Source organism: Phascolarctobacterium succinatutens (genome assembly GCF_958453765.1).
GTDB lineage: Bacteria > Bacillota > Negativicutes > Acidaminococcales > Acidaminococcaceae > Phascolarctobacterium_A > Phascolarctobacterium_A succinatutens_B.
This window is the reverse complement of sequence record NZ_CAUDZA010000008.1, coordinates 36,960-54,153: the sequence shown is the minus strand read 5'-3', so window position 1 is coordinate 54,153 and position 17,194 is coordinate 36,960. Positions and strand designations below refer to the sequence as shown.

The following is a 17,194-nucleotide window of genomic DNA, read 5'->3' as shown; positions in this document are numbered from 1 at the left end:
ATCAGGCCTCGCTTATACTGCCACCGGAAATTTTAAAGTAAGCATTGCCGGCGAGCTCCGGTATCAGCTCGCGGTCATTTACTGTAATAAAGGTCTGCACTCTGCCGTCAATAAACAGCAGCAGCTGAGCGCGGCGGCTGTTATCAAGCTCACTCATGACATCATCCAAAAGCAGGACGGGGAATTCGCCCAACTCATTTTTGACATACTGCAGCTGCGACAGCTTCAGTGCCAGAGCACCGCTGCGCTGCTGCCCCTGTGAGCCGAAAGCCCGCAAGGAAAGACCGTTGAGCAATAGCTGCAAATCATCGCGGTGGGGCCCGATACCCGTATTGCCGCGCAGGATATCAAGGCGCTGACGCTCCGACAGCTGCTCACGGTAAAAATCCTCCGCGGCAGACTGCGGATAGAGCAAAGTACTGTTGTTGGCCTTCTGCTCGTAACGCACCTGCAGCATTTCGCTGCCCTTAGTAATGGATGAATAAATCTCTCCGGCAATAGCCTGCAGCTTGCCCAACGCTGCCAAACGTCTGCGTACAATAGCTGCCGCCAGACGGATGAACTCCTCGTTCCAGGGCTGCAATACCTCAGGACTGCCGCCGTTATCGCGCAGCTCCTTCAAAAGGCGGTTGCGCTGCTGCAGAACACGGTTATACTTCAGCAGCAAATCGTAGTAGACAGGATCAGTCTGGGCAATCTGCATATCAAAGAAGCGGCGCCGCAATGCAGGCTCGCCCTTGACCAGCTGCAGGTCCTCCGGCGAAAACATCACCGCATTCAGGGCACCGTAATGCTCCTTGGGACGCACGCGCGCACCGTCGAGCAATATTTCCTTCTGCCAGCGCTCATGCTGACGGTACTTTTTGATTTTTACCTCATGGCTGCCGCTGAAGCTGGCGTATTCCACGCCTACGGCCATAGCGTCGGCACCCATTTTCAGCATTTCCTCTTCGGCGGAGGTACGGTGCGACATACCGAAGGCACTGTAAAAAATAGCCTCCAGCAGATTAGTTTTTCCTTGGGCGTTCTGCCCGTAAAAAACATTAATCATAGATGAAAGCTGCAGGCTGCAGCTTTCATAGTTGCGGAAATTAACCGCATAAAGACTGTTGATCTTCATTAAGCTTCTTTGGCAACGGTCAGCTCTATCTGGTCATCAATATTTACTACATCGCCGGGATGTACTTTTTTACGTTTTTCCGTTACCAGCTGGCCGTTCAGGCGGACAACGCCATCTTCAACCATCAGAAATGCCTGGCCTCCGGTATCTGCAACACCGGAAAACTTCAGCAGCTTATCCATAGTAATAAATTCTGTTGTGATTTCTACAGTTTCTTTTTGCATAATGCCGCTCCTTAGAAAACAACACGTACCGGTGTCACGATGTAGGTGTAATCCGGTTCATCGGCACAGGTAACGCATACCGGGCTGAGAGAGGTATTCATGGACAAAACAGCTTCCTCTGCTTCCAGGTTCTTCAGGATATCCAGAATATATTTTGCGTTAAAGGCAACATTCAGCGGGTCACCGACAGTCTGGCAGGAAACAACCTCCAGGCCGGTACCGACATCCGGGCTGCTGCTGGTAATAGTAATTTCATCGGCAGCTACGCTCATTTTGATGATACTGTAATCACCGTCTGTAGAAAAGAGAGCTACACGCTCAACAGCGCCGGCAAGCTCTTTGATGTTTACCTTGCTGGTCAGAGCGAATTTCGGCGGAATAACACGGCGATAATCAGGGAATTGACCTTCAATCAGACGGGAAACAATAACTATATTATCGATAACAACCATAATCTGATTATTGAGCAGGGAAATAAGTACCTGCTGCTGTACTTCACCTGTAAGGTTACGGGAAATTTCGCCCAGAACCTTGGACGGAATAATCATGCTGAGCTCTTCATTTCCCTCATAGGGCAGAGATTTGATAGCCAGACGATGGGTATTGGTGCCGACGAAGGTAATTTTGCCGTCTTTAGCTTCTACCAGAATACCGGTGAACAGAGGTCTTGCTTCATCGGTAGAGCAGGAGAAGATAGTCTTTTTAATCAGCTCTTTAATCATGCTGTCATCAAGAGCAATGGTTCTGTCTGCATCAAAGGTGGGAAATTTAGGATAATCATCTTCATTCATTAAGAAGAGCTGATATTCGGATTTTCCGGAGCTTACCTTGATAGAGTGCTTTTCTTCATTTTTGCTGATGGTCAGGCTTTCAGCAGGTAATTTACGGATAAGGTCGGCAAAATGCTTTGCAGAAACAACTATTTCCCCCGGTTCGCTAATTTCTGCATCAATGGTGCAGGAAATAGCCATGTTTAAATCCATAGCCTGTATTTCCAGCTTATTATCTGTTGCAATAACATGGATACCGGAAAAGATAGGTGTGCTTGGCTTGGAAATAATTGCTCTTTGAACTGTCTGAATTGCTTTATTTAAGCTGTTGGTATTACAGGAAATTATCATTTGTTCACAGTCCTCCTTGGTTTTTTAATACTGTTATAATATATAAAAAGTAGTCGACGTAGTAGTAGGGCCTGTTAGTTGTGGGGAAAAGTGCTTTGAGCTTAGCTGTGATGTATTATTTCCCATGTATATAAGGTTGTTGATAACCGGGAAATAATATACACACAATCTACAGGCTGAAATTTTATCAACTTATGCCTAAAAGTTATACACAGCTTGAGGGTGAGTTATCAACAGTTTTTGTGGATAACTTTTTAACTGTTATTGCCGCAGGATTTCGATGATTTCCTGCAGCTCGTTTTGGAAGGCGAGGTTACTGTTTTTGAAGTTACTTATTTTTTCGTAAGCATGGATAACGGTCGTGTGGTCACGTCCTCCGAAGAGCTCGCCGATACGCGGATAGGATAAATCTGCCAGCTCACGGCAAAGATACATAGCTACCTGACGCGGGAAGGCAATGTTCTGGGTACGCTTTTTGTTGAACAGCTCGTCCTGCTTAACATTGTAGTGATCGGCGACAACCTTGATGATGCCTTCGTATGTGATGGTTCTTGTTTTGATATCGTTGCCCATGTCGGAAAGAACCTTTTGTGCGGTTTCTACGGTAATGGGCATGTGCATGAGGGAGGTGTATGCTACTATTTTATTGTAGGCGCCCTCAATTTCACGGATGTTGGTGGCGATGTTGGTGGCCAGCAGGGTGATGACCTCGGTCGGCAGGACTATATTGTCCGATGCGGCCTTGGTACGCAGGATAGCCATACGTGTTTCCAGGTCCGGAGTTTGGATATCTGCTGTGAGGCCCTGATCAAAACGGGAACGCAGGCGGTCCTCTAAGGTTTCGATTTCGCGCGGAGGACGGTCACTGGAGATGATGATCTGTTTATCGGCATCCTTCAGTGCATTAAATGTATGGAAGAATTCTACCTGCGTCTGCTCCTTGCCCTTCAGAAACTGGATATCGTCGATAATCAGGCAGTCAATATTGCGGTATTTCTGGCGGAAGGCCTCAGTAGTTTTGTTCTGGATGGAATTGATGATTTCATTGGTGAATTTTTCACTGGAGGTGTAGAGTACCTTCATGCTGGGGTTGTTTTGCTTAATGCGGTTGCCGATAGCGTGCATTAAGTGTGTTTTGCCCAGACCAACGCCGCCGTACAGGAAAAGCGGGTTGTAGGCGTGTGCCGGGTCATTGGCTACTGCCTGCGCTGCCGCATGGGCGAAGCGGTTGGAGTTGCCGATAACGAAGGTTTCAAAAACGTATTTGGGGTTCAGGTTGCTTTCATCGGGCTGCTGCACAGAGGTGTTTTCATTAAACAGCTGCTGTTGTTCGCGCTTGGCAGGTACAGCCGGCATTTCTTCAGCTGCTTCCGATCCGCTGCTGCCGTTGTCCATGGTTTCGATGATGAGCTTAATATTTTTGCTCATAATGCCGGCCAGGACACCCTCGATAACCTGAGCGTAGTTTTCCTCCAGCATTGTTTTAAAGAAGTCGTTTTTGACAGCTACTTTATAGTAGGTATCTGTCACCTCTAACGGCATAATCGGCTTAATCCAGACATTAAAGACTTTTTCATTAAAGGATTCCTTTAATTTGTCCTTACATCTGACCCAGATTTCCGCTAAATCATAGGAATTCATATAGATACATCCTTTCTCGCTGATTTTAGAAAAATAAAAACGACAGCCTGCATTGCCCGCGGAAGGGCGGTGTAAGCGCCGGTTTAAGTGAAGCTAGATATACACATATATTTTATCAGACTGTGGATAACTTCGCAAATTTTCAAGAAAAATTTCTGAGATGGCAGAAAAATGGCTGTTTTTACTTGACGAAGTTTTTATTTTCCCATATAATAAGTTAGTAATACCTTGCGTGGTGCAGTACGTGCTGATGAAGGCGCATTGTTACTGCGTTGGTAGAGCAAATAACAGCTATCAATATTCACATAAATTAGAAATTGATAAAATTTTGCGGTGGATAAGGAGGGAATACTGAATGAAGCGTACTTTTCAACCTAACAATCTCAGAAGAAAAAGAACTCATGGTTTCAGAGAAAGAATGAAAACTTTGGGCGGTCGTCAAGTTCTCAAAAGAAGACGTGCTAGAGGCAGAAAGAAATTGTCTGCATAACATTATAAAATAGGCCGCGCAAGTGGCCTATTTTTTCCATGCGGGCAGGTGTGCATTTGATGCAAAAGAAAAAGTTTACTTTAAAAAAATTAAATCGACTTAAATCGAAGAAAAGCTTTCAGATTGTCTATGTAAAGGGACGCACTGTTGTCGATGCTATGTCGGTTTTTTATATTCTCCCGGATCAGGGCGAAGATATAAAAATCGGTCTGGCGGTAGGCAAGAAATTGGGCTGTGCTGTGGTGCGCAACCGTGTCAAGCGTCTGATGCGTGAAGTATTCCGCATGCATAAGGCAGAACTCAAAAAGGGTTACCATATAGTCTGGGTAGCTCGAAAGAAGCTGACAAAGGCTGATTACAAGACTTTTGAGCGTGTATTTTTAAGACTGGCAAAAAGAGCAGCTCTGCTGCAGTAATAAGGATAGAAGGCTATGAGCAGGTTACTGATTTTGTGTATAAGATTCTACCAGATTTTTATATCACCGCTGAAACCGCCGACCTGCAGGTTTTATCCTACATGTTCAGCGTATGCTATTGAAGCGATTCAGAAGAAGGGTCCTGTGAAGGGAACGTGGCTGGCGATTAAGCGTATCGCAAAATGTCATCCTTTTCATCCGGGCGGTTATGACCCTGTGCCATAAGCATACTATTAAGCTATAACACTTTGTTTTTTAAGGAGTGATATCTTGGATTTTCTCGCTAATATCGTACAACAGGTGTTAACTGTGCTCTACAATTTTACTGAGAGCGTCGGTATACCGAACCTTGGCCTGGCTATTGTGTTAATGACCATTATTATTAAGCTGATTATGTATCCGCTGACTCAAAAGCAGATTCAGTCAACTAAGGCTATGATGGAAATTCAGCCGAAAATGAAGGCTTTACAGGAAAAATATAAGGATGATAAACAGCGCCTGAATATGGAGCTGGCTAATTTATATAAGAGCGAAGGCGTTAATCCGCTGGCAGGCTGTCTGCCGCTGCTCATCCAGATGCCGATTATGATTGGTATTTTCTACGGTATCCGTGACTACAACTATGCAGCACATCCGGAAATCGTTACCAGCTTTTTGTGGCTGGCTGATATTTCCAAGGCAGACCCGACCTATGTTCTGCCGGTGCTTTCCGCATTAACTACTTTTATTCAGACCAAGCAGACTATGCCGGCAAACGGCGGCGGTGCACAGAACAAGATGATGATGTACTTCATGCCTCTGTTCATCGGTTATATCAGCTTGACCTTCCCGGCAGGTCTGGTACTGTACTGGGTTGTTATGAATATTATGCAGATTGCACAGCAGTCTATTATGAACAGAGCTGCTGCTAAATAAGCGTGTAAGCGTATAGGAGTTGGTAAAGATGGCTTTTGTTGAGAAGACCGGTAAGAGCGTGGACGAAGCTGTTGCAGCAGCTTTGGCAGAACTGAATGTTACTGCCGACCAGGCTGTTGTTGAAGTATTAGAGGAAGCAAAAAAGGGCTTTTTAGGCTTTGGCCGTAAGGATGCCCGTGTACGCGTAAGCGTTAAACCTGCAGAAGCAGAGGCAGAAAAAACTGCCGAAGCTGCACCCGCTGCTGAAAAAACCGTCAGCGAGGCTGCTGCCGACGCTGTAGCTGCAGTAAAGGTGGCTGCAACCGTAGCTGCCGGTGCTTTGGCCAAAAAGGCTGATGCTGTGAAGGCCGATGCAGCTGTAGCTGCCGAGGATTTCAAGAAGAAGGCTGCAGATGCTAAGGATGATGCAGTTGATGATGCTATCGCAGCGCTGAATGCTTTAAAGAGCGAGCGTCGCGAACGTCAGAACCGCGAACCGCGTAAATACAATGTAAGTGATGAGGCAGTTGCTGCTGCTAAGGAATTTTTGCAGAAAATCTTTAATGCTATGCATATTGAGGTTGCTATGGAAAAATTCATCAACAAAAATGACGGCAGCGTTACCTTCCGCCTGCATGGTGATGATATGGGTATTTTAATCGGCAAGCATGGACAGACCTTAGACAGCTTGCAATACCTGACCAATCTTGTTGCTAACAAGAATAGCAACGAGCGTGTGCGTGTAATCATTGACGTTGAGGATTACCGCGACCGCCGTATCGAAACTCTTAACCGTCTGGCAGCACGTCTGGCAGATAAGGTTAAACGTACTGGTGAGCGCGTAGCCCTGGAGCCTATGAATCCGCACGAACGCAAGATTATCCATATGGCATTACAGGGTGACCGTCGTGTTACTACCCTGAGCGAGGGCGATGAGCCTTATCGTCATGTGGTTATTGAGCTGAAAAAATAAAATAAAAAGCAAGGCTGTCGCGTTAAGTTAATCAGAGGCTTATTTGCGGCAGCCTTTTTTCCGTACTGAGCTTTTTTATGCAGTACAGATAAAAGAAGGAGGGTCATATGGCTGAGGATACGATTAGTGCTGTTACTACGGCTCTTGGAGAAGGTGCTGTAGGTATTGTGCGTATTAGCGGACCAAAGGCGTTGGCGGTGGGTGAGACCTTGTTTAAGGCGGCCTCCGGCAAGGCGCTTGGTGCATATCCTGTGAATACGCTTGCTTATGGCCATGTTTATGATACGGACGGCAGCCTTGTAGATGAGGTGCTGGCGGTGTATATGCGTGCTCCCCGTTCCTATACGGCGGAGGATGTGGTGGAAATCCAGTGCCACGGCGGTGTACAGCCGCTGAAGAAGATTTTGCAGCTGACTTTTGTAGCCGGTGCGCGTCCGGCGGAGGCCGGCGAGTTTACGAAGCGTGCGTTTTTAAACGGCAGGATTGATCTGACGCAGGCTGAGGCGGTTATGGATATTATCCGTTCGCGCAGTGAGGCGAGCCTGAAGCTGGCTGCGCGTCAGCAGCAGGGACAGCTGGCAGGTGAGCTGCGCACTTTGCGTAAGCAGCTTGTGGATATTGTTGTTAATCTGGAGGCTGTGATTGATTATCCGGAGGAGGATATCGAGGATGTTACCTATGGCAGGGTGCAGGAGAGTTTGAGCACTGTCTGCAGCGGGATTGAGCATTTGCTGGCGCATGCATATACGGGCAAGATTTTGCGCGAGGGCCTGCGTACAGCTATTGTTGGCCGTCCGAACGTGGGCAAGTCGAGCTTGCTGAACGCTTTGCTGCGGGAGGAGCGTGCTATTGTTTCGCAGTATGCCGGTACGACGCGTGACGTTATTGAGGAGCAGCTGCTGCTTGACGGTGTGCCGTTGGTGCTGGCTGATACGGCGGGTATTCGTGCTACCGATGATTTTGTGGAGAAAATCGGTGTGGAGAAGAGCCGTCAGCTGTTGGCGGATTCGGAGCTGGTTATCTGTGTGATTGACGGCAGCGAGGGTCTGACGGATGAGGATGAGGCGATTTTAGAGGCTGCGGCCGGCAAGCCCTGTGTGGTGATTGTGAATAAGAGCGATTTGCCGCAGCAGGTTGATTTGGCGCAGCTGCGAGAGCGCTTTGGCGCTGATAAGGTGATGACGCTTTCTGCCAAGACTCTGGTTGGTATTGAGGCGTTTACTGCTTGGCTGAAGAGCTATGTTTACGGCAGCAAGGGTACGCTGGAGGATGGTGCTTATATTCAGAATGCGCGTCAGGAGCGTTTGCTGCGTGAGGCGCTGGCTGGTCTGCAGGATGCAGAGGCTGCGGCGCAGGATTATTTGCCGTATGATTGTATTGTGATTGATGTGCGCTCGGCGATTGACCTGTTAGGGGAGATTACGGGTGATACGGTGCAGGATGAGATTATCAATGAGATTTTTGAGCGGTTCTGTATCGGTAAGTAGGGGGAAGCGACGCAACCCTTCCGTCTGCTCGCTGAAGCTCGCAGCCACCTTCCCTTTCAGGGAAGATATAATATTATTGCGAAGTTTTAACTTTGGTTATTACTATGAACTTTTATATGCTCCCTGCGTCGCAAAGCGACATTAGCACGACTAGCAGTTTCTCGCGGCGCATAGCTTGCGACAAACTGAGTCTTAGCGTCAAGGGAGCTGGCATCGCCGTAGGCGATGACTGAGGGTTGTGTAAGCGATATATTAATTGCTTGTTAGAGCTTTAAGCTAATTGTGTTCTGCTAACCCTCTTGCCTGCCCCTCGGGGAAGGTGCCGAGCGTAGCGAGGCGGAAGGGGGTTGTGCGCCGCAATTAAATATCGTTCCAGTCAGCAGCAATTTTCCCGTGCCATAGGGCACAACGCAAATTTCGTGTGGAACCAGGACGAAGTGCCGCAAAACTTGCGCTATGCAAAGAATTTATGCTAAAGTAGTTGGCTTAGCGCTCAAACAGTTGCGACACTTCTATGGTACCAGACACTCATTTGCTAAAATTGCTATTCCTTACACGATATATTAATTGCTTGTTAGAGCTTTAAGCTAATTGTGTTCTATGAACTCTCTTGCCTGCCCCTTGCACTCTTCGAGTATAACACGACCAGCATTTTTCATTACATGAAAAATGGGTCTTAGTATAGCGAAGGTGCCGAGTGAAGCGAGGCGGAAGGGGGGCGTATGGCGACGCAATTAACGTATCGCTCTGCAATGAAAAATTTTGTTGTGCGTTCACTAATACATATATTTTTAAGAGGTCTATTAAGATGAGTTATATTACAGATACATTTGATGTAATTGTCGTTGGCGCCGGCCACGCAGGTGTGGAGGCGGCGCTGGCTGCTGCCCGCCTGGGCGGCAAGACGCTGCTGGCGACGCTGTCGCTGGATAATGTGGCGCTGATGCCGTGCAATCCGTCTATCGGCGGTCCAGCAAAAGGCCATCTTGTGCGTGAGCTTGATGCTTTGGGCGGTCAGATGGGTATAAGTGCGGATTTGGCATGTATCCAGATGCGTCTTTTGAATACCGGTAAGGGCTATGCCGTACATGCTCTGCGCGGTCAGGAGGATAAGCCTTTTTATCACACGCTGATGAAAAAGATTGTTGAGGATCAGGAGAACCTGGAGCTGAAGCAGCTGATGATTGATAAGCTGCTGGTGGAAAACGGTGCGGTTGTTGGCGTAGAGGCTGAAACCGGCGAGATTTTCGAGGCGAAGTGCGTTATCCTGGCTACCGGTACTTATCTGCGCGGCCGTATTGTTTACGGTCAGGTTAATTATGAATGCGGTCCTAACGGTCTGCGCAGTGCGCAGAAGCTGTCTGCTTCGCTGCTGGAGAACGGCGTGGAGCTGATGCGCTTCAAGACCGGTACCCCGGCGCGCATTGATGCCCGCAGCTTGGATTACAGCAAGATGGAGCCGCAGTACGGTGATGAGGAGGTGCGCAACTTTTCCTTTATCAGCGATATCAAAACACGTGAGCAGGTTCCCTGCTATCTGACTTATACGAATGAGGCTACGCATAAAATTATCCGCGATAATCTGCATTTATCCGGTATGTATAACGGCATGATCGAGGGTGTCGGCCCGCGCTACTGCCCGTCTATCGAATCTAAGATTGTGCGCTTTGCCAATAAGGAGCGTCATCAGCTGTTTATCGAGCCTGAGGGACGCAGTACCAATGAAATGTATGTACAGGGCATGAGCTCTTCACTGCCGGCGCACATTCAGCTGCAATTTATGCAGACTATTCCCGGACTGGAGCACTGCAAGATGATGCGTGCGGGCTATGCCATAGATTACGATTGCCTTGATCCGCTGCAGCTGCGTCCGTCGCTGGAGCATAAGGCTATCAGCGGCTTGTTCAGTGCCGGTCAGTCCAACGGTACTAGCGGCTACGAGGAGGCTGCTGCCCAAGGTCTGATGGCAGGTATTAACGCAATGATGAAGATTAACGGACGCGAGCCGCTGGTGCTGCGCCGTGATGAGGCTTATATCGGTGTGCTGATTGATGACCTTGTGACCAAGGGTACCTCCGAGCCTTACAGAATGATGACCTCGCGTGCGGAATATCGCTTGCTGCTGCGTCAGGATAATGCGGATTTGCGCCTGACGGAAAAGGGCAGAGCTATCGGTCTGGTTGATGATAAGCGCTACGGCATTTTCACCGAAAAGCGCAGTGCGCTGGAGCGCACCGTGAGCGAGCTTGGCAAGCAGAATATTTCTCCCAATGCGGAAAACAATGCCAAGCTAGAGGCTATGGGGACGGCGCCGCTGCGCAGCGGCAGCAGTCTTTTGGATTTGCTGCGCCGCAAGGAGGTTACCTACAGCAAGCTGCAGCAGGCATTTGACTTGCCGGAGCTGGCACCGCAGGTGGCGGAGCAGGCCGAGATTTTCGCCAAGTATGAGGGCTATATTACGAAACAGCGTCAGGAGGTTGAGCGCTTTATGAAGCTGGAAAACAAGCGCCTGCCTGATGATATAGATTATCGTGCGATTAAGGAGCTTTCCAGCGAGGCCGCTGAAAAGCTGGACAAGGTACGTCCGGCGAATATCGGTCAGGCATCGCGTATCAGCGGTGTATCACCGGCTGATATCAGCGTGCTGATGATTGCGTTGGAGCTGAAGCGCCGAAAGGAGCAGGAAGAATGACCTTTGCAGAAATTTTAGCCGAAAAGGGTGTGGAGGCCGGTTTGAGCTTTACGCCGCTGCAGCTGGAGCAGTTCAGCCGTTATTACGAGCTGCTGGTGGAAACCAATAAAGTGATGAACCTTACCGCTATTACCGAGCCTGAGGAGGTTGCCGTAAAGCATATGGTAGACAGCCTGCTGGCCTACGAGGCGGAGATGGGCGGCAAAACTTTGGCAGACGTGGGCACGGGCGCCGGCTTTCCCGGTGTGCCGCTGAAAATCTATTGCCCCGAGCTGAAGGTAACTCTGATTGATTCCCTGGGCAAGCGCCTGCGCTTTTTGCAGCAGGTGATTGAGGAGCTGGGGCTGAAGGGCATCCGCTGCGAGCACTTGCGTGCAGAGGATGCGGGCCGTGATAAAAAGCACCGCGAAAAATATGACTATGTAACGGCGCGCGCTGTGGCACGTTTGAGCGTGCTGAGCGAATATTGCTTGCCGCTGGCTAAGAAGGGCGGTCAGTTTATCGCTCTGAAGGGCAGCAAGTTTGCAGAGGAAATTACCGAGGGCGAGGCTGCGGTAAAAATTCTCGGCGGCAAAATTCTCAGTGCGGAGCCTGTAAAATTACCCGGTCTGGATGATGGACGTGCTATAATAAAGATAGCTAAAATCAAAAGCACACCGGCGCAATATCCGCGTAAGGCAGGTACGCCGGAAAAACAGCCCTTAGGCGCTAAATAGGGGGAAAGCATATGTTAGTAGATGATGGATTTTCGGTATTGGATACAGATTGCGGTATTATCGGCGAGCGTAAGGCCGTTAATGAGGTGAAGGTAGTCAAGGTTCCCATCGGGCAGATTTTCCCCAACCCTTATCAGCCGCGCAAAAGCTTTGACGAAGCAGCCTTAGAGGAGCTGTCTGCTTCCATCGCCCAATACGGCGTGCTGCAGCCTCTTTTGGTATCGCCGGCGGAGGACGGCCGTTATCTGCTGATTGCCGGCGAGCGCCGTCTGCGTGCTTCCCGTATGGCGAAGCTGACGGAGGTACCGGTTATTATCAGCGATTATACTACGCAGCAGATTGCGGAAATTGCGCTGATTGAAAACCTGCAGCGTGAGGACCTGCATTTTCTGGAGGAGGCTGAAGGCTACGAACAGCTGATGGAGCAGTTCCATCTGACGCAGGAGGCTATGGCTGCGCGCGTAGGCAAGAAGCAGTCTACTATCGCCAACAAGCTGCGTTTGCTGCGCCTGTCGCCTGCTGTACGCAAGGTGCTGGTGGATGCCGGTCTGAGCGAGCGTCATGCGCGCGCACTGCTGAAGCTGGAGGATGATGCCAAACGTCTGGAGGTGCTGGAGGTTGTTGTTGCCAAGAATTACAGCGTGCGCCAGACCGAGGAATATATCAACAAGCTGCTGGAGGACAACCAGCAGGAAAAACGCCGCCGTATGGTGATTGTCAACGATGTCCGCATTTACCTGAACAGTATTAAGCAGGTTGTCAACGCTATTAAGGACGTCGGCATTCCGGTTAATATGGAGCAGACGGTGGAAGGCGATGAGGTTATCGTCAGTGTCCGCATCAAAAACCAGAAGAAGCCGAAGGGCGGCAATAGCAAGCCCCTGTTCTAAAAGTAATAAAGCAGGAAGCATCCTGCAGCAACGATAAAAGCAGAGAGCTGTGTTTCACGTGAAACACAGCTCTCTGCTTTTTTGTACAAGGAGATGGCTTATTATGCTCCGGCTATAGCCGGATTTTTACCAGAATTTAAGCATCTGGAAAAGACTCTTTTTGAAGCCCTTTTCCGGCGGAATTACCTCATGCAGGAATTTGGGCTTAACATAGCGCACAATCATCGGCGGCGTGCGCAGCGTTGTTTCGGCAAAGCGCGGCAGCTTGCTGTTGGCGGGCAGCTGCAGGCTGCGTACCTTGTCCTTGCTGTTGACGAAGCGGGCGCTGGCAGCGCCGGTCTGGCCGTTAACTACGATAACGAAGCGCTCGCCGGCGCTGTTGTCGGTATAGTCAACATAATAAATCGGCAGCATGATGTCAGCCGAATGCTTGCGGATATTGCGTGACCATTTTTCAATCTTAACATTCTTTAAGCCGTAATTTTCGCAGAGCCTGTTGCAAAGCTGCTCGTTGATCATGCGGTCAAGATATTTTTCTACCGGGAAAAGATTGCTGCGGGTGGTGATATGCACGTCACCCTCCAGAAATACGGGGTCAAATGGGGCGAATTCATCAAAGTTCCAGGGAGCAACCATATCGACGGCGTTTTCGTCAAAGACATAGGTTTGCGGATATACCCAGTTCAAAACCTCCTGATAAATTTCGCAGTCGCCCTTATTACTGGAGATTTGTGCCTTGACGCGCAGGTCTGCCAGCGTATAGGGCGTATAGAAAGCCGTAAATTTTTCTTTAATAGCTTTTTCCGCACCTTTAAAGGACATCGGCTCGCGCTTCATCAGCAGTTGCGCTCTGCCGAAGGCCTGCTCCTTAGTGAGCTTGAAGGGCAGGGCGATGGAGGGGTAGCTGCGGGAGCCTGCGCCGATGAGCTGGTCCTTGTTGTAACCGCCGGCCTTCAGCTCCTCCTGCGTCAGACGGTGACCGCAGTATTCGCAGGTAAAAATAGTCTGCGTGGATTCACCGGTAACATCGGCACCGCAGAGCGGGCAGGGTAGCTTGATGGTGTGGCTTTCTTCGTAAACCTTGGTGCTGAGGGCGCTGAAAACGCCCAGCTTATCTTCGATGCTTTGGGTGTTGTTTTTGAGCATCTCCGGCAAGGGCTCCATAAAGTATACGTGGCCCAGCTTCACCAGACCATTGACAACTTCTACAGGCTTATGGCGGTATTTGATTTCGCTATCAAGGATTTTTTCGCTGTTCGGCCAAGGCTCCTTGTTGCCGCAGAAGGAGCAGATGAAGCTGGTGCTGGCAGCGTCGGAATACATGGTGCCGCCACATTTTTCGCATTGTATAGCACAACATTCGTCGTTTTCTTTAAACATAGGAACATCTCCCTTCCTTATCTTGCCTTCATTATAGCGCAAAAAGAGTGTCAGCGCCCCACCCGAAAGGGGAATTTTGGGTAGGTTGGGGTTGGTTTTATTTTAAAAGATGATAAAATATCGTAGCAATAGCAAAATTCAGCTGAATTTTAGAGATAAACACAAAAATTGCGCGGCTTTTTACGACCGCACAATTTTTTGTCTGCTTATTTACAGCATAGGATAAGATTGTAAGTTGAAGAAATTTAACCTATCAGAAGGTCCAGCGCATACCTACGTTCCATTGCCAAGGTGTCTTGTAGTCGCCGCCGAAGGCTTTGGAAACATCTGCATACAGATAACTGTTATCATTGGTTTTGAGGTTGAAGCCGATGCCTGCCTCGTACCAGGTGTCGCCCAAATCGTTGCTGTAGGTGGTGGATACACCGTTGTAGCTCAGGCGGGTGTCAGCACTGCCGCCGAAGTCATGCAGTACAGAAGCTTTGGCGTATACATTACCGTTGTCGCCAAGTCTGCTGCCAAGCTCGAAGCCTAAGCGGCCGATGGTGCTGCTTTGGCTGTCCTGACTGATAGCAATGCCGTTGGCGGTAGTGTAATCCTTACCGGCAATACGCAGCCAGGAAAGCTGTGCCTGCGGAGTGAAGTAGGCCTTGTCACCCATAGCGATTTCTCTGCCGTATTCCGCACTGATGCTGCTGCCCCAGGTTTTGTACTGACCGTGAGTGAAGCCAATCGGTGCAGAGATATCGTAATCATTGCTCAGGCGGCCTTCCTTCAGCACGATGTCTGCATAATGGCCTTTGTCGCCCAGCCAGGTGCCGTACAGAGTAAGTGCCAAGCTACGGTTTTTCGCTGTTGCATCGCCGTAGGTGGTTTTACCGCTGTTGCGGCTGATAGCAGCGCCGTAATGCCAATCGCCGCCAGCCTTATCATAACCCATCTGGAAGAAATTATTCTGGTTTTTGGTATTGGCATGTTTAAATTCACCGCGGTTCAAGCGTACCCAGAAGCCTTGGTCACCATCGCCCTGACGCAAATCGGCTAAACGCTTGCTGAGAGTAGCGTCCTCCTGTCTCCAGGACAGTGCTGCAGCGTTTTGCATATGGCTGATAGCATCCACAGTAGTGCTTTGTGCGATCTTGACATTGGCGATTGCGTTGCCGTCAATATGGTTGATGGTATCTGCCTGCATTTGGCCGATGAGCAGACCTTCGTTTACCTGAACGTCAAATTTTGCCGCACTGTCATCGTGAATCTTCAGGCTGTTTCTAACAAGGCCTTCTAAGCCAGCTGCGTCCTTCACGTTATCAGCATTGATGCCTGCATAGGAGGTATGTACTGCGGCAGCGTCGGTGTCAGCGTTGTTTACGCGGAAGAAGCCTGTATTGAGGTTTGCGTCAGCCTCCAGTGTCAGCTCACCGCCGGTGCCCTGCAGGTGCATAACGTCAATGTTCTGCGCCTCTTCATTGGTCATAGTGATGCTGCCGTCATTCAGGGTGAGCTTTTCCAGATAGCTGTAGCCGTTGCCGAATTGGCCCATGGCATGCCATGTAGCTTTGTTGGCGAGGATGAGGTTAATGCTACCGGCAGAATCCTCTTTGTCTACATAAGGACCGCTTTGGTCGAGATTGCCGGTGATGCTGGAAGCGTCAGTGTTCAGGTTAAGGTTAACGATGGCGGTGTTGGCTGCACGTACGTCACCAACGATTACAACATCGTTAGTTGTACCTTGGTTGATGTTGACAATAGTGTCGGTATGCCAAGTCGGATCCGGATCCTCGCCGTAAGCGTTGATAGCGTTGAACAAGCCATTGTTAGCGTTGTTGGCGCCGGTTATGCTGCCGCCGGCCATGTTAAGAACGGAGCCATCTTCGACAAATAGTACATCAACAGTACCTTCGGCACTATTGTTTTCAGCTCTGATATTCGTAATGCCCAGGTTGACTTCGGAATGGTACCCTGCACGAACACCAACGGTCATAACCGCACCATCGCCGCTGCTTTCAGCGTGAATAGTGCTGTTGTCACCGAGAGTAATGGTGGAGCTGTGGATAGCATTAAGACCATAGCTGTAGCTTGATTCATTAGGATTCGGAGAAATGCCTTTTACGTTAATATGCGTTTCTCCGGCGTTGATTTCGGAGTTGCCTGCTGCAAAGATGCCGTTAGTACGAGCTAAATCCTCAGCTATAGCTTCGGTAGCGATTGTCAGCTTGCCAAAGTTCATCTTGGCCTGGTCTAGGGCTTCAATGCCTGCTGCCCAGGCATAATAGCCATTTTTAGAAACAGCCTTGATATTTGTAGCGCCGGTTACGGTCAGAGTATGCTCACTGTCTTCATCCTCAGGATCGCGGCCCATGAAAATACCATCAACAATACTTTCCGGCTTGCCGTCGGCAGTAATGTCGATATTGAGGTTTTCTATCTTGATATCGGCAGCATAAGTTTCAATGCCGGAAATATAGATTCTGTTTATATCATAATTAGAGCCTGTAGACTGACCTGTGATATTCACATCTCGGGCAGTGAGCCTGGCGGGAGTATCGTAGTTAGAGGTTGTTGCATAAATACCGCTGGTAGCACCATCTTTAATATCAAGCTGCAGATTTAGCGGCGTAGTAAATTTTAAATGTGTTCCTTCGTCCCAAACCTCAACAGCAGGGTAGGCGTTAGTCCATTTTACTACGTCACCCTCAGCGAAGGTATAAGTTGATTCCATACCGACAGTAGTGCGGATGCCATGAGCTGCATAAGCGTCATTAGCACCGGTGATTTGGTCAGTATATTCCTGTGCAGAAGTTATGGATGGTTGTGCCACCCCGATGTACAGCGCAAGCATTACAGCTGTTGTCAGGGTTTTGGAGATTAATTTTTTGCGTTGCATAAACAAGACCACCTTTCTTTAAATCGGCCAATATAAAGAAAACTTTAAGAATATTACAATAATTAATCAGCCGATTCTTTTCTACATCTGCATTATATATCAGAAAGCAGGAAAAAGCCCCACTCCAAATGGCAAATTCGGGTAGGATGAAGTGAAAAATTTGCTGATTTTGTGAAAAAATTTGAAGTCAGCTTCTCTTCCTACCCGAAATCAGCCTTTCGGGTAGGGACAAAGCTGCGCTGATACGCTATGCTATCATCAGAAGA

Annotated in this window: 15 protein-coding genes; 9 read left to right on the top strand and 6 right to left on the bottom strand. The window is 49.0% G+C overall.

Annotated features, from left to right (window positions below; translation table 11 throughout):
• Position 1: 1 nt before the first annotated feature.
• The 4 genes from recF to dnaA all read right to left on the bottom strand — a co-directional run bounded on the left by recF (position 2) and on the right by dnaA (position 4,106).
• Positions 2-1,120: a DNA replication/repair protein RecF gene (gene recF / locus Q7Q81_RS04960; RefSeq protein ID WP_304274079.1), complete on the bottom strand. Its 1,119-nt coding sequence runs from the start codon at positions 1,118-1,120 to the stop codon at positions 2-4.
• On the bottom strand, positions 1,120-1,344 hold the full coding sequence (locus Q7Q81_RS04955) for an RNA-binding S4 domain-containing protein (RefSeq protein ID WP_009145463.1): 225 nt from the start codon (positions 1,342-1,344) through the stop codon (positions 1,120-1,122). The genes recF and Q7Q81_RS04955 overlap by 1 nt, the downstream gene beginning before the upstream one ends.
• Positions 1,345-1,355: 11 nt before the next feature.
• Complete coding sequence (gene dnaN, locus Q7Q81_RS04950) at positions 1,356-2,465, bottom strand: DNA polymerase III subunit beta (RefSeq protein ID WP_304274077.1); 1,110 nt, start codon at positions 2,463-2,465, stop codon at positions 1,356-1,358.
• A gap of 261 nt (positions 2,466-2,726) precedes the next feature.
• On the bottom strand, positions 2,727-4,106 hold the full coding sequence (dnaA, locus tag Q7Q81_RS04945) for a chromosomal replication initiator protein DnaA (protein WP_009145465.1): 1,380 nt from the start codon (positions 4,104-4,106) through the stop codon (positions 2,727-2,729).
• A gap of 355 nt (positions 4,107-4,461) precedes the next feature.
• Here dnaA and rpmH point away from each other — a divergent pair, with 355 nt between their 5' ends.
• From rpmH to Q7Q81_RS04900, 9 genes are all read left to right on the top strand, one after another.
• A complete protein-coding gene (gene rpmH, locus Q7Q81_RS04940; RefSeq protein ID WP_021718820.1) occupies positions 4,462-4,596 on the top strand; it encodes a 50S ribosomal protein L34 in 135 nt (44 codons plus the stop codon).
• Between the two features lie 59 nt (positions 4,597-4,655).
• A complete protein-coding gene (gene rnpA, locus Q7Q81_RS04935; RefSeq protein WP_040565072.1) occupies positions 4,656-5,012 on the top strand; it encodes a ribonuclease P protein component in 357 nt (118 codons plus the stop codon).
• A gap of 15 nt (positions 5,013-5,027) precedes the next feature.
• Entirely contained in the window at positions 5,028-5,237 is a 210-nt protein-coding gene (gene yidD / locus Q7Q81_RS04930) for a membrane protein insertion efficiency factor YidD (RefSeq protein WP_044484312.1), read from the top strand.
• Positions 5,238-5,282: 45 nt separating this feature from the next.
• Positions 5,283-5,927 carry a YidC/Oxa1 family membrane protein insertase gene (locus tag Q7Q81_RS04925; RefSeq protein ID WP_009145469.1) on the top strand — a complete coding sequence of 215 codons (645 nt, stop codon included), beginning with the start codon at positions 5,283-5,285 and terminating at the stop codon, positions 5,925-5,927.
• Positions 5,928-5,955: 28 nt separating this feature from the next.
• Complete coding sequence (gene jag / locus Q7Q81_RS04920; protein ID WP_246869426.1) at positions 5,956-6,879, top strand: RNA-binding cell elongation regulator Jag/EloR; 924 nt, start codon at positions 5,956-5,958, stop codon at positions 6,877-6,879.
• Between the two features lie 107 nt (positions 6,880-6,986).
• A complete protein-coding gene (mnmE, locus tag Q7Q81_RS04915) occupies positions 6,987-8,366 on the top strand; it encodes a tRNA uridine-5-carboxymethylaminomethyl(34) synthesis GTPase MnmE (RefSeq protein ID WP_304274075.1) in 1,380 nt (459 codons plus the stop codon).
• 808 nt (positions 8,367-9,174) lie between these two features.
• Positions 9,175-11,058, top strand: a complete 1,884-nt coding sequence (mnmG, locus tag Q7Q81_RS04910; RefSeq protein ID WP_304274074.1) for a tRNA uridine-5-carboxymethylaminomethyl(34) synthesis enzyme MnmG — start codon at positions 9,175-9,177, stop codon at positions 11,056-11,058.
• A complete protein-coding gene (gene rsmG, locus Q7Q81_RS04905) occupies positions 11,055-11,774 on the top strand; it encodes a 16S rRNA (guanine(527)-N(7))-methyltransferase RsmG (protein WP_304274071.1) in 720 nt (239 codons plus the stop codon). Before mnmG ends, rsmG begins: the two co-directional genes overlap by 4 nt.
• An 11-nt stretch (positions 11,775-11,785) precedes the next feature.
• Entirely contained in the window at positions 11,786-12,664 is an 879-nt protein-coding gene (locus Q7Q81_RS04900; RefSeq protein ID WP_304274068.1) for a ParB/RepB/Spo0J family partition protein, read from the top strand.
• 126 nt (positions 12,665-12,790) lie between these two features.
• Here the strand turns inward: Q7Q81_RS04900 and Q7Q81_RS04895 are convergent, their stop codons facing one another.
• The gene (locus Q7Q81_RS04895) at positions 12,791-14,044 is read right to left on the bottom strand and encodes a hypothetical protein (RefSeq protein WP_304274066.1); all 1,254 of its coding nucleotides are present in this window, start codon (positions 14,042-14,044) and stop codon (positions 12,791-12,793) included.
• A 253-nt stretch (positions 14,045-14,297) separates the two neighbouring features.
• Positions 14,298-16,928 (bottom strand): autotransporter outer membrane beta-barrel domain-containing protein, encoded by a 2,631-nt coding sequence (locus tag Q7Q81_RS04890; RefSeq protein ID WP_304274063.1) that lies wholly within the window; start codon positions 16,926-16,928, stop codon positions 14,298-14,300.
• Positions 16,929-17,194 lie beyond the last annotated feature (266 nt).